Origin of the sequence: Mesorhizobium sp. M0768, from assembly GCF_040320195.1 — a bacterium.
Classification (GTDB): domain Bacteria; phylum Pseudomonadota; class Alphaproteobacteria; order Rhizobiales; family Rhizobiaceae; genus Mesorhizobium.
Window position 1 is genome coordinate 260642 of the sequence record NZ_JAMYPD010000005.1, and the last position, 13092, is coordinate 273733.

Annotated in this window: 10 protein-coding genes; 8 read left to right on the plus strand and 2 right to left on the minus strand. The window is 62.8% G+C overall.

All coding sequences use genetic code 11. The features are described from left to right. Positions 1 to 31: 31 nt before the first annotated feature. Both NKI08_RS10060 and mutY read right to left on the minus strand, forming a co-directional pair. The gene (locus NKI08_RS10060) at positions 32 to 643 is read right to left on the minus strand and encodes an HAD family hydrolase (RefSeq protein ID WP_352470642.1); all 612 of its coding nucleotides are present in this window, start codon (positions 641 to 643) and stop codon (positions 32 to 34) included. An 11-nt stretch (positions 644 to 654) separates the two neighbouring features. Then, on the minus strand, positions 655 to 1767 hold the full coding sequence (mutY, locus tag NKI08_RS10065; protein ID WP_352768751.1) for an A/G-specific adenine glycosylase: 1113 nt from the start codon (positions 1765 to 1767) through the stop codon (positions 655 to 657). 49 nt (positions 1768 to 1816) lie between these two features. On the opposite strand from mutY, the gene NKI08_RS10070 reads away from it, so the two are divergent. From NKI08_RS10070 to nadE, 8 genes are all read left to right on the plus strand, one after another. Next, positions 1817 to 2317 carry a DUF721 domain-containing protein gene (locus NKI08_RS10070; protein ID WP_352768754.1) on the plus strand — a complete coding sequence of 167 codons (501 nt, stop codon included), beginning with the start codon at positions 1817 to 1819 and terminating at the stop codon, positions 2315 to 2317. A 129-nt stretch (positions 2318 to 2446) separates the two neighbouring features. Beyond that, complete coding sequence (locus tag NKI08_RS10075) at positions 2447 to 3172, plus strand: DsbA family protein (RefSeq protein ID WP_352768756.1); 726 nt, start codon at positions 2447 to 2449, stop codon at positions 3170 to 3172. 117 nt (positions 3173 to 3289) lie between these two features. Next, a complete protein-coding gene (gene smc, locus NKI08_RS10080) occupies positions 3290 to 6748 on the plus strand; it encodes a chromosome segregation protein SMC (RefSeq protein WP_352768759.1) in 3459 nt (1152 codons plus the stop codon). 109 nt (positions 6749 to 6857) lie between these two features. Beyond that, positions 6858 to 7829, plus strand: coding sequence for an NAD-dependent epimerase/dehydratase family protein (locus NKI08_RS10085; protein WP_352768762.1), 972 nt, complete (start codon positions 6858 to 6860; stop codon positions 7827 to 7829). A gap of 184 nt (positions 7830 to 8013) precedes the next feature. Beyond that, positions 8014 to 9951 (plus strand): asparagine synthase (glutamine-hydrolyzing), encoded by a 1938-nt coding sequence (gene asnB / locus NKI08_RS10090; RefSeq protein WP_352768765.1) that lies wholly within the window; start codon positions 8014 to 8016, stop codon positions 9949 to 9951. 19 nt (positions 9952 to 9970) lie between these two features. Beyond that, entirely contained in the window at positions 9971 to 10234 is a 264-nt protein-coding gene (locus NKI08_RS10095) for an acyl carrier protein (protein WP_352768797.1), read from the plus strand. A gap of 22 nt (positions 10235 to 10256) precedes the next feature. After that, complete coding sequence (locus tag NKI08_RS10100) at positions 10257 to 11819, plus strand: class I adenylate-forming enzyme family protein (RefSeq protein WP_352768768.1); 1563 nt, start codon at positions 10257 to 10259, stop codon at positions 11817 to 11819. Further along, on the plus strand, positions 11816 to 12823 hold the full coding sequence (gene nadE, locus NKI08_RS10105) for an NAD(+) synthase (protein WP_352768771.1): 1008 nt from the start codon (positions 11816 to 11818) through the stop codon (positions 12821 to 12823). Before NKI08_RS10100 ends, nadE begins: the two co-directional genes overlap by 4 nt. Positions 12824 to 13092 lie beyond the last annotated feature (269 nt).

Sequence of the window (13092 nt, forward strand, 5' to 3'; positions counted from 1 at the left end):
AGGCTCAACCAACTCCTGGAACCGATTCAAATCACACTTTGATCCCAAGACTCTCAAGGTCCGCCCTGAGCGTCTTTGCATCGGTGAACAGCACCGACTGCCAGCCCGCCGCCTTGGCGCCGTCGACGTTCTTCTGGCTGTCGTCGATGAACAGCGTCGCTGACGGCTCGAGGCTGAACGCGGCGACGTGGTGGTCATAGATGGCGCGATCCGGCTTGATCTGGCGGATGTCGCCGGAAACGGTGACGCCGCGCGGCCGATTGAGGAAATCGAAGCGCTCGCGGGCCTCGGCGAGCGTATCTGCAGCGAAATTGGTGAGCATCGTCACGTCATGGCCGCTGTCGATCAGGCCGATCATGATGGCGACGCTGTCCTCATAGGCGTGAGGCACCATCTCGTGCCAGTGCCGGCGGAAATTGCGGATATTTTCGGCGTGCTCGGGATATTGCGCGATCGCCAGCGCTTCGGCCTCTTCCCAACTGCGGCCGCGATCCTGCTCGATGTTCCAATCATGCGTGCAGACATTGTCGAAGAACCATTTCCGTTCGTCGGGATCGGGGATCAAGCGACTGAAGGGCAGGTCCGGATCATAGTGGATCAGCACTTTGCCGATGTCGAAAACGATGTGGCGGATTTCAGTCATTCTTCTCTCTTTCAACGCGGCCGCTGCTTTTTCGTCGCGCCCGGTATCGCCGCTTCGATTACCTTTTTCATGACGCTCGGCAGCGCTTCCCCGGAAATTTCATGGGCCAGCGACCAGAAATGCCCGACCGGGGCGGCAACGTCGGTCTCCGCCTTGAACACGTCGAGTTCAAGCGCAAAATGGGTAAAGATATGGCCGATGCGTCCGGCCTGCTGCCAGTTGCCGGGGAGCGGGGCCGCCGCTTCCGTGGTAGCGCCGTCTATGCGCGCCGTCCAGCCGGTCGTCGGCACCTCAGTCATGCCGCCGAGCAGGCCTTTGTCCGCGCGCTTGCGCAGAAGGATGGCGCCGTCGCACCTGACGGCAACGAAGGCGGCACCGCGGCGTAAGGGTCTTTCGGCCTTGGGCAGGCGGACCGGAAAGCGTTCGGGGTCGCCCGAGATCGTGGCGCTGCAATTCTCGCGAACGGGGCAGAGCATGCAGCGGGGCCGTCGCGGCGTGCAGATCGTCGCGCCCAGGTCCATCATCGCCTGCGCGAAGTCGCCGGGCCTTGTCGGGGGAACCATGTGCTCGACCTGGCCGCGTATCTCGCCCTTGGCCTCGCCCAGCGGAGTGGCGATCGAAAACAGCCGTGAGACGACCCGTTCGACATTGCCGTCCACGACCGCGGCTGGTCGGTCGAAGGCGATCGCTGCGATCGCCGCCGCCGTATAGGCGCCGATGCCGGGCAGTTCCTTCAAGCCGGACTCGCTGTCCGGAAAGCGGCCGCCTTGCCGCGCGACGAGATCGGCACAGGCTTTGAGGTTACGGGCGCGGGAATAATAGCCGAGCCCGGCCCAGGCCTTCATGACGTCTTCGGTCGGTGCCGCCGCCAGCGCCTGGACCGTTGGCCATTTCTGCACGAACGCCCGAAAATAGGATTTTACCGCCTCGACCGTGGTTTGCTGCAGCATCACCTCGGAAAGCCAGACCAGATAGGGATCGGGCCGCGCCCCGCTCGCCAGCGCGCGCGGTGAAACGCGCCAGGGCAAGTCGCGGTGATGCGCGTCGTACCAGGCAAGCAGCCGGGAGGCGATCTCGACATTGTCTCCGGATACGGCCTTGCGGGTCTGGTCGTGCAGTGCCATTGATCGAGGGTCGGCCCTAATCCATTAGTGCTGAAGCTGGAGAACGCACATGGCAGGGAAAAGGCCCTTCGGCAATCCCGTTCCGGTGAGCGATCTCGCAACCGAGATCCTCGACCCAGTGCTGCGCAAACGGGCCGGTATGTCGATCGGACTGGTCCAGTCATGGGAAGAAATTGCCGGGCCGCGGCTTGCCGGCCGCTCGCGCCCGGAAAAGATCCAGTGGCCGCGCCGCATGCACGAGGACGATCCTTTCGAACCGGCGGTGCTGGTGATTGCCTGCGAGGGTGTGGCGGCGCTGCATCTGCAGCACGAGACCGGCGAGATCATCAACCGGGTCAATGCCTTCCTCGGTTTCAATGCGATCGGCCGGATCAGGATCGTGCAGAAGCCGATATTGGCGGGCAAGGACAAGCCGAAACCCAGTTTGCGGCCATTGACTGCGGCCGAGAAAGCGAAGCTGTCGGGCACCGTTGGTTTGATCGAGGACGGCGGGCTGCGCGCCTCGCTAGAGCGGCTTGGCGCCACCATTCTCGGTCAAAAGAAACCGTGATCTCGCGCTATCGTGATGGTATGCCCGGATTTGGCGATTGGAATAGGGGCGGTAATGCCTTAATTCGCGCCAACTCTCGCTTTTTGTAGACTTTGCATTGCAAAATCCAACTATTGCCAGGTGATTCGTATGATCCGTTCCTTGTCCCGCAGAAACCTTTTGACTTCGCTGGTCGCAATACCAGCGGTGGCGCTGCTTGCCGCCTGCAGCGACTCGGGCGAGAAAGCCGAGGCGCAGGATGTGAAGCCTGCGGCTCCGGAACCTGCGAAGCCGGCCGCTCCGGCCGCCGCGGCGGCGCCGGAGGCTCAGGGCACGGTCGATATGGCGGCACTGCTGAAGCCCGGCGCATTGCCCGACATGCAATTCGGCAAGGACGATGCAAAGGTCACTATCGTCGAATATGCATCGATGACCTGCCCGCATTGCGCGCATTTCGCCGAGACCACTTTTCCGGAGCTGAAGACGAAATATATCGACACCGGCAAGGCCCGTTACATACTGCGCGAGTTTCCGTTCGATCCCAGCGCCGAGGCCGGTTTCATGCTGGCGCGCTGCTCCAAGGACAACTATTTCCCGATGGTCGACGTGCTGTTCAGGCAGCAGGCGAACTGGGTTGGTGTGAACAATACCAAGGACGCACTGCTGCAAATCGCCAAGCTTGCCGGTTTTACACAGGAGTCCTTCGAGGCCTGCTTGACGGACCAGAAACTTCTGGACGATGTGAGATCCGTCCAGAAGCGCGGCGCCGACGAATTCAAGGTCGATTCCACACCGACCTTTTTCATCAACGGAAAGACCTACAAAGGGGCGATGTCGATTGCGGAAATGTCGGCCATCATCGACCCTCTGCTCTGACGTTTCGGCAGCGCCGAAGCGGCGTCGCTTCGGCGTGCGCACTTCTTTGTCTTGCCGCGGGGTCTCCTTGCAAAACCGCGGAACAGCGTTGCGAAACTTGGCTATGGGCCGGCGCGAATGAAGTTCTCGCGCCTTCGCCTGCTCGGCTTCAAATCCTTCGTCGAACCCGGCGAGTTCGTCATCGAACGCGGCCTGACCGGCATAGTCGGGCCGAACGGCTGCGGCAAGTCGAACCTGGTCGAGGCGCTGCGCTGGGTTATGGGCGAAAGCTCCTACAAGAACATGCGTGCGTCCGGCATGGACGACGTCATCTTTTCCGGTTCGGGAACGCGTCCGGCCCGCAACACCGCCGAAGTCACGCTGTTCCTCGACAATAGCGACCGCACCGCGCCGTCCGCCTTCAACGACGCCGATGAGTTGCAGGTCTCGCGCCGCATCGAGCGCGAGGCCGGCTCGCTCTACCGCATCAACGGCAAGGAGGCTCGCGCCAAGGACGTTCAGCTGCTGTTCGCCGACCAGTCGACCGGCGCCCGCTCGCCCTCGATGGTCGGCCAGGGCCGCATCGGCGAGCTGATCCAGGCAAAGCCGCAGGCGCGCCGCGCGCTGCTGGAAGAGGCGGCCGGAATTTCCGGCCTGCATACGCGCCGCCACGAAGCCGAGCTGCGGCTGAAGGCGGCGGAACAGAACCTCGAAAGGCTGGACGACGTCGTCGGCGAGCTGGAAAGCCAGATAGAAAGCCTGAAACGCCAGGCCCGCCAGGCCTCGCGCTTCAAGAACCTGTCGGCCGACATCCGCAAGGCCGAAGCGACGCTGCTGCATCTGCGCTGGACGCTGGCCAAGACGCAGGAAGGCGAAGCGCGTTCGGCGCTGGCGATTGCCACCGCGCTGGTCGGCGACCGTGCCGCCGCCCAAATGGCTGCCGCCAGGGAACAAGGTATCAACGCCCACCGGCTGCCGGACTTGCGCGATGCGGAAGCCGCTGCCGCCGCCGCCTTCCAGCGTCTGTCGATCGCCAAGGCGCAGATCGAGGAAGAGGCGGGCCGCATCCGCGCCCGCCAGGCAGAGCTCGACCGCCGACTGCAACAGCTCGATGGCGACCTTGCCCGCGAGGAGCGCATGGTCCGCGATAATGCGGATATCCTCGAACGCCTCGCCGCCGAAGAAGCCGCGCTCAATGCCGAAAACGCCGGCGCCGCCGAGCGCGAGGCCAGCACCCGCGCGGCTTTCGAGCAGGCGGCATCGACGCTTGCCTCGAGCGAGGCCAGGCTCGCCGCGCTGACCGCCGAACGGGCGGAGGCTGCCGCCTCGCGCAACCAGATCGAACGGACGCTGCGCGACACCGCTGAGCGCCGCGACCGCTTTGCCCGCCAGCTTGCCGATGTCGACCGCGAACTGTCGGAGATCGTCTCCAGGGTCGCCGGCCTGCCCGATCCCGCCGAGAAGCGGCTACTGGTCGATCAGGCGCTGGCGCTGCTCGAAAAGGCCGAGGCAGCCGCCATTGCCGCCGAACAGGCGGTCGCCGAGGCGCGTGCAGACGAAAGTGCTGCCCGCCCACCGGTTCAGGACACAAACGCCGAACTGGCGCGGATCGAAACCGAGGCCCGCACGCTGGCCAAGATCCTCAACGCCGCCAGCGGCGATCTATTTCCCTCGGTGCTGGAGCAGATCAGCGTCGAGCGTGGCTACGAGACGGCGCTGGGTGCCGCGCTTGGCGAAGATCTCGACGTGCCGCTCGACCGCAGTGCGCCGGTGCATTGGGGCCAGAGCGAAATCCAGCCTGCCGACGCCGCATTGCCCGAAGGCATAAGGAGCCTCGCCAGCGTTGTGCGTGCGCCGGCACAGCTGGCCCGCAGGCTGGCCCAGATCGGCATTGTCGAAGCCGCCGATGGAAGACGGCTGCAGACGCTGCTTGCTTCCGGTCAACGGCTGGTCAGCCGCGAAGGCGCGCTCTGGCGTTGGGACGGCTTCACCGCCAGCGCCGATGCCCCGACCGCCGCCGCGCAGCGGCTGGCGCAGAAAAACCGGCTGGCCGAACTCGATGCCGAAGCAGTCCATGCCACGCGCACCCTGCGCGAAGCTGAACAAGCCCTTGCCCAGGCCGAACAGGCGCTTGCCCAGGCGAGCGAGGCCGAACGCAACGCCCGACAGGCCGGGCGCGACGCCCAGCACGGGCTCGACGCTGCCCGCAATACGCTGGCCGAGGCCGAAAAAGCCGGCGGCGAGCTGTCGAGCCGGCGTGCCGCACTTGACGAGGCGCGCGCACGCATTGTCGACAGCCATGAGGAAACGGCGGCGGCATTCGTCGAGGCGGAAATGCTGCTGCAATACGCGCCCGATCTCGGCGACCTGCAGTTGCAGCTCGAGCAGTCGGCGGCCAACGTCGCCCGCGATCGCGCCGCCCTTGCCGATGCGCGTGCCGTTCACGAGGGCCTGAGGCGGGAAGCCGAGGCACGTGCGCGTCGGCTCGATGCCATCGGCGCGGAACGGCGCAACTGGGTGGAGCGCGCCGAAAACGCCTCGACACAGATCGCGGCGCTCGGCGAACGCAAGGCAGAGGCCGAGGCCGAGCGCGAGCAACTGGCCGACGCCCCCGACGAGATCGACGCCAAGCGGCGCGCCCTGCTGTCGCAACTCGCCGAGGCCGAAAGCCTGCGCAAGGCAGCGGGCGACCGCTTGCAGGAAGCGGAGAACCGCCAGTCCGAGCTGGACAAGGCTGCGACTGCTGCCATCCAGTCGCTGGCCGAGGCGCGCGAATCCCGCGTTCGCGCCGAAGAGCGGCTGACCGCCGCCGACGAGCGTCGGCTGGAAGTCGAGGCGCGCATCCAGGAAACGCTGAACACGCCGCCGCATCTGGTGATCCGCCACACCGGCCTCGAACCCGACAGCCCGACGCCCGAAATGCCCGAGATCGAGCGTCAGCTCGACCGGCTGAAGGGCGAACGCGAACGGCTCGGTGCCGTCAATCTGCGCGCCGAGGAGGAGCAGAAGGAACTGTCGGACCGGCTGGAGACCATCGTCTCCGAGCGCGACGACATCATCGAGGCGATCCGCAAGCTGCGGCAGGCGATCCATAGCCTGAACCGCGAAGGCCGCGAGCGGCTGCTCGCCGCCTTCGAGGTGGTCAACGGCCATTTTCAACGGCTGTTTTCGCATCTGTTCGGCGGCGGCACCGCCGAGCTGCAACTGATCGAGTCCGACGATCCGCTCGAAGCGGGGCTCGAGATCCTGGCGCGTCCGCCCGGCAAGAAGCCGCAGACGATGACGCTGCTGTCCGGCGGCGAGCAGGCGTTGACGGCGATGTCGCTGATCTTCGCCGTGTTCCTGACCAACCCGGCGCCGATCTGCGTGCTCGACGAAGTCGACGCGCCGCTCGATGACCACAATGTCGAGCGTTTCTGCAATCTGATGGACGAAATGGCCGCAACCACCGAAACGCGCTTCGTCATCATCACACACAACCCGATCACCATGGCGCGCATGGACCGGCTGTTTGGGGTGACCATGGCCGAGCAAGGCGTCAGCCAACTGGTGTCGGTTGACCTGCAGGCGGCCGAAGCCATGCGCGAAGCAAGCTGACGCATCAGCTTAATGGTGGTCTCCACCTCGGCTTTCGACTATAGCACGACAAAATGGGCCGGATCTGCCGCTCCAGATGCCGGCCCGGCTATGCGCGTGGAGAAGCTTGTTGCCTATACTTGTCACCGGAGCCGCGGGGTTCATTGGCAGCCACGTTTGCCACCATCTGCTCGACCGGGGAGAAGCGGTCGTCGGCGTCGACAACATGAACGACTATTACGACCTGGCGCTCAAAAAGGGGCGGCTTGCCGGCCTTCTGCCCCATAAGGATTTTTCGTTCCACCAGATCGATATTGCCGAACAGGGCGCGCTTCCAGCCGCTTTGGCCGGGCAAGGCATCGTTAGGATCGTGCACCTTGCCGCGCAGGCGGGCGTGCGCCACTCACTCGACAATCCGCGGCTCTATATCCGCTCCAATGTCATGGGCCACCTCGAAGTGCTCGAATTCTGTCGCGCCGAACCGGCATTCGAGCATCTGGTCTATGCCTCGTCGAGCTCGGTGTATGGCGGCAACCGCAGCGTGCCGTTCAGCGAAGCCGATCAGGTCGACAGGCCCGTTTCGCTTTACGCCGCCACCAAGAAAACCGATGAGTTGATGAGCCACACCTACGCCCATCTGTTCGGCATACCGCAGACCGGCCTGCGGTTTTTCACGGTCTACGGTCCCTGGGGCCGTCCCGACATGGCCTATTGGATGTTCACCCAGGCGATGCTCAAGGGCAAGCCGATCCGGGTCTTCAACAATGGCGAAATGTGGCGCGATTTCACCTACATTGACGATGTTGTGAAGGCGGTTGTCGCCGTGCTCGACAAGCCGCCGGCGGCTGACGTTCCGCCGAACAGGCTCTACAATGTCGGCAACAACCGGCCGGTGCGTCTGGGCGACTTCATCGACATTCTGGAAAGGCTGCTCAAGGTCAAGGCAATCCGCCACAACGAGCCGATGCAGGCGAGCGACGTCGAGAAGACTTACGCCGACATGACCGCGCTGGGGCGGGATTTCGGCTTCAGGCCTAGCGTTTCGATAGAGGACGGGCTGAAGAAGTTTGTCGACTGGTACCGGCCGTACTCGAAGCAGTGATTTGCACCGCTCGCCGTGATGCCTTCAAGCTGACATCTGAAGTGGGGCGCAAGTCGATCCGCAAAAGCATCATTTTGTCCTAACATCCTGTTAACCACATGCTCGCTGAAACGTATCCGATTAACCTTTGAGGCGCTTATGACCGCTATGTTTCGTGCCTTGCTGTTCAGTATGAGCTGTGTGGATGTGCGGATTCGGGGGCTATTTCGGTTCAGTCCGGGATGCGGAAGCTTTGCTTGCGCGCATGACGTCTGCGATCGCCCATCGCGGGCCGGATGAACAAGGGAAATTCGTAGCGCCCGAGGCTGGACTTGGGCATGCGCGGCTGTCGGTGATTGGAATTGGTGATGGCCAGCAGCCGATGTCCGACGAAACCGGCAATTTGACGATTGCGTTCAACGGCGAGATATTCAACTACGTGGAATTGCGCGAAGGGCTGCTGGCCAAGGGCCGACGCTTCCGCACGTCGAGCGATACCGAAGTTCTCCTGCAGCTGTATGACGAGATGGGCGAAGACTGCCTGTCGCTCCTGAACGGTGATTTCGCCTTCGCGATTTGGGATAACCGGCGGCGGCGGATGGTGCTTGCAAGAGACCGCATGGGTGTTCGGCCGCTGTTCTACACCAGCAAGGACGGGGTGCTCTACTTTGCGTCGGAGATAAAGGCCCTGCTGACGGTACCCGGCGTCTCGGCCGAAATCGATCCGATTGCACTCGACCAGATCTTTACGCTGTGGGCGCCGATTGCTCCACGCACGGTTTTCCGCAACATCCACGAGCTGGAGCCGGCAAGCGTGATGATCGCGACACAGGGGCAAGTCACGGTCAAACCATATTGGCACCTAGACTACCCGTATCCGGATAGGCCATCGAAGATCACCAATGAGGACGACGCGGCCGAGGAACTGCAGGCCCTGTTGACCGACGCGGTGAGGCTTCGCATGCGCGCCGACGTGCCGGTCGGTTCTTACCTTTCGGGCGGGCTCGATTCATCCCTCGTTTCGGCACTCGCGGCCGGCATGACTCCTCATAAGCTGCAGACATTTTCCGTGACGTTCGACAGCGCCGAGCATGACGAAAGCGCCTTCCAGACCGAAATGGCGTCAGCACTTGGCACGCGCCATCGAACCATTGCGTGCCGTGCCGGCGATATCGCCGGTGTGTTTCCCGAAGTCATCCGCTTTACCGAGCGGCCGATCATTCGCACGGCTCCAGCCCCCCTCTATCAACTGTCCGGCCTCGTTCGCCAGGCCGGTTTGAAAGTAGTGCTGACAGGCGAAGGCGCCGACGAGGTCTTTGCCGGCTATGATGTCTTCAAGGAAGCGCGGGTTCGCCGTTTCTGCGCGCGACAGCCGGCATCGCGCATAAGGCCACAACTGTTCCGCAAGCTTTATCCCTATCTGCCGGGCCTGCAACAGCAGTCCGTGGAGTACCTGGCTGCGTTCTTCGGAACCGGCAGCGCTGCCCTGGACGATCCGCTGTTCTCGCATCGGCCGCGTTTCAAGACCACATCAGCGGCGAAGATGTTCTTTTCCGGTGACCTGCGCGCGACATTGAAGGGGTATGACGCAGCCGAGGACCTGGCCAGCCGGTTGCCTGAGGCGTTTTCCCGGTGGCATCCGCTGCATCAGGCGCAATATCTAGAAACCCGCTTCCTCCTGCCGGGCTACATCCTCTCCAGCCAGGGCGATCGCATGGCCATGGCGCACGGTATCGAAGGGCGGTTCCCCTTCCTTGACCATCGCTTGGTGGAGTTTGCGGCAAGACTTCCGCCGGAGATGAAGCTGAAGGGACTGGTGGAAAAACACATATTGCGCAAAGCTGCCAGACACCTGCTTCCGACGGCCATCCGCGAGCGCACCAAACAGCCTTACCGGGCGCCGGAAGCCCGCTCCTTCGTGGGAGCCGGAGAATTGGACTACGTACGCGACTCGCTGAGCGAGGCGAGTATCGCCTCCGGAGGACTATTCAACGCCAAGGCGGTGGCGAACCTGCACGAGAAATGCCGCTTGCAGCCAGCGTCCGGATTCCGCGACAATGCGGCTTTCGTCGGCATTTTGTCGGCGCAACTGTGGCAGAAGATTTTCACCGGCGAAAAGGTCGGTGAAGCACGAGCGGCCTGAGAAATCGAGGGAATGAAAAATCATGGTAGCAATCAAGGACAAGGTCAAAACCTTTATCGTCGACAACTTCCTGTTCGGCGACAGGTCCTACGAGCTTGCAGACACCGCATCACTGATCGAGAACGGCATCATCGACTCGACGGCCGTGTTGGAGCTAGTGGCATTCATAGAGGATGATTTCGGCATAGCGATGGTCGATGCCGACATCGTACCGGCCAATCTGGATTCGATTGACCGTATCTCAGCCTTCGTCAAGGCAAAAGCAGAAGCGCTGGCAGCATAGGCGCCATCGGTGAGGAGCGTCCGTGCGGATCGAACATTTTCTGACGGCGAAGGCCGCTGCCCATCCAGCCAAAACGGCATTGATCACCCAGCACAAAAGGCTGTGCTACAAAGAGCTGGACGATCTCTCGAGCCGCCTGGCCGCCGCCCTTTTCATGAATGGCGTCAGGCGCGACGACCGGGTGCTGATCTTCATGGACAATTGCTGGGAGGCTGCGGTTTCGATTTTCGCAGTTCTTAAAGCAGGGGCGACTTTCAGTCCGATCAACGCATCCACCAAGGCCGAAAAGCTGGCCTACATCATCGCCGATTGCGATGCCGCCGCGATCCTCACTCAAGCAAGACTGATGCCCGTAGTCGCCGAGGCGTCCGGATCCTGCGGCAAGACGTCCTCCGGCAAGACCGGCATCTTCGTGGCTTCCACCGTTGCTGCCGATAGCCAATGCCCGGCAGGGGCCACATCCCTGGCGGAGTGCTTGACGGTCCAAGCCAGGGAGATTGACCATCGCGGCGTTGACGTCGATCTTGCGATGTTGATCTACACCTCGGGCTCGACCGGCCGGCCCAAGGGTGTGATGATGACGCACCGCAATTGCGACGCGGCGGCCGACTCCATCACCAACTACTTGCGCAACTCGGCCGACGACATCATCTTGAATGTTCTGCCCCTCGCTTTCGACTACGGCCTCTATCAATTGCTGATGGCCGTCAGGCTCGGCGCCACGCTCGTGCTCGAGAAGTCCTTCGCTTTTCCCCAGGCGGTCTTTGAACGCATCCGCCAGGAAGGCGTCACCGGGCTTCCGCTCGTGCCCACGATGGCAGCGATGATCCTGCAGATGAGGGACCTGGCGCCGGGCTTCCTGCCCAGCCTTCGCTATATTTCCAACACGGCGGCTGCCTTGCCGCCGCCTCACATAGAACGCCTTCAGTTCCTTTTCCCCGGCGTCAGGCTCTATTCGATGTATGGCCTGACGGAATGCAAGCGCTGCACCTATCTGCCGCCCGAGGAGCTCGACCGCCGGCCGGGCTCGGTCGGAATAGCCATTCCGAACACCGAAGCCTTTGTCGTCGACGACGAGGGGCAACGGGTGCCGCCGGGCGTAGCGGGTGAGCTGGTCATTCGCGGGCCGCACGTCATGCAGGGTTATTGGCGAAACGAAGCTGCGACGGCACGAGCCCTGCGCCCGGGTCCGAACCCTTGGGAGAAGGTTCTCTACACCGGCGATCTTTTCAGGGCCGATGAGGAAGGCTTTCTTTATTTCGTCGGCCGCAAGGACGACATCATAAAGTCGCGGGGAGAGAAGGTGGCGCCCAAGGAAGTGGAAGCCGTGCTTCACGCTCATCCGGGCATCGCGGAAGCGGTGGTTGTCGGTGTGCCGGATCCCGTGCTCGGGCATGCGATCGGCGCAGTTATAGTACGGTCCGACCCGGCGCTTACCGAAAAGGATATCATACGTCACTGTGCACGCCACCTTGAGGACTTCATGGTCCCCAAGGTCGTCGAGTTCCGCCGCGAGCTGCCGAAGACCGATACCGGCAAGGTCAGCCGTCGGCTTGCGGCAGAAACCATGGAGGCCGCGCAATGAATGTTCGCCCGACCGAGGATGCGCGGACCTTTCTGGCGCAGGCTCTGGCAATCGACCTGATCACCGAAACGGACCGTATCGTAACGGCCTTGCGCCAGCAGTTGCGCGGGCTTCGCAAGCGGGGCCTTGTGCTCGGTCTTTCGGGCGGGATCGATTCGAGCGTGTCGGTCGCGTTGGCGGCACGAGCCGTTGGCCCCAAGAATGTACTTTGCCTGTTCATGCCGGAAAGCGATTCCGATCCTGAAAGTCTGCGGCTCGGCCGCCTCGTCGCCGAAACTTTCGGTGTCGAGGCTGTGACGGAGGATATCGGGCCGATCCTGCGCGCAATGGGCTGCTACAGGCGTCGCGACGCCTTCATCCGCGAATTGGTCCCGGAATACGGCGAAGGCTGGGCTTCGAAGATCGTGATCGCGAACGCGCTTGAGGGCGGGGGCTACAATATCTCGTCCCTGGTGGTGCAAGACCCGGAGGGCAAGCAGACGAAACTGAGAATGCCGCTGCCTGTCTATCTCGGCGTCGTCGCCGCTACCAATATGAAGCAGCGCACCCGCAAGCAGATTGAATACTATCATGCGGATCGCCTGAACTTCGCCGTTCTTGGAACCCCGAACCGGCTGGAATACGATCAGGGTTTCTTCGTGAAGAACGGTGACGGCGCCGCGGACGTCAAGCCGATTGCCCACCTCTATAAAACACAGGTCTATGCGCTTGCGGCCCATCTCGGTATTCCGGAAGAAATCCGCAACCGGCCTCCGACCACCGATACCTACTCGCTGGCGCAGACCCAGGAGGAGTTCTACTTCTCGCTTCGCTATGACCGTATGGATCTTTGCCTTTACGGTCTTAACAACGGCGTGGCGGCTGAGGCGGTGGGGCAGGCGGCGGGGTTGGCCGCCTCACAAGTGGAACACGTCTGGGCCGATATCATCGCCAAGCGCAAGGCGACGCGTTATCTGCACATGCGTCCCCAACTCGTCGAGGAAGTCGAAGAACTCGATACCTGACCTGCTTCGAGACCGCCACGTCCCAGGCCGTCGTCATGGCCGAGATGGGCGGGAAGTTGCCGTACATCTCATCTGCGAGAACGAGCACGTTGCGCCATATCCGGACCTTGCCGGTGATGCCGTGAATGTTAAGTCTCGGCTCCGATGCCGACGTTCCGCCCGAGTTCGAAGACTGACCGCGACCGTTCTGCGGCCTTCGCATCGACAGCGCCAATGAGCGGCGTCCCACATCCCACTCCTTGTGTCCATTGGGAGGGGTCGTTGTGGAC

What these genes read in the sequence shown, in the direction of transcription:
- NKI08_RS10070 (WP_352768754.1), top strand. Translation starts at nt 1,817, where the DNA reads ATGGCAGGGAAAAGGCCCTTCGGCAATCCCGTTCCGGTGAGCGATCTC.
- mutY (WP_352768751.1), bottom strand. Translation starts at nt 1,767, where the DNA reads ATGGCACTGCACGACCAGACCCGCAAGGCCGTATCCGGAGACAATGTC.
- NKI08_RS10075 (WP_352768756.1), top strand. Translation starts at nt 2,447, where the DNA reads ATGATCCGTTCCTTGTCCCGCAGAAACCTTTTGACTTCGCTGGTCGCA.
- asnB (WP_352768765.1), top strand. Translation starts at nt 8,014, where the DNA reads ATGTGCGGATTCGGGGGCTATTTCGGTTCAGTCCGGGATGCGGAAGCT.
- smc (WP_352768759.1), top strand. Translation starts at nt 3,290, where the DNA reads ATGAAGTTCTCGCGCCTTCGCCTGCTCGGCTTCAAATCCTTCGTCGAA.
- nadE (WP_352768771.1), top strand. Translation starts at nt 11,816, where the DNA reads ATGAATGTTCGCCCGACCGAGGATGCGCGGACCTTTCTGGCGCAGGCT.
- NKI08_RS10060 (WP_352470642.1), bottom strand. Translation starts at nt 643, where the DNA reads ATGACTGAAATCCGCCACATCGTTTTCGACATCGGCAAAGTGCTGATC.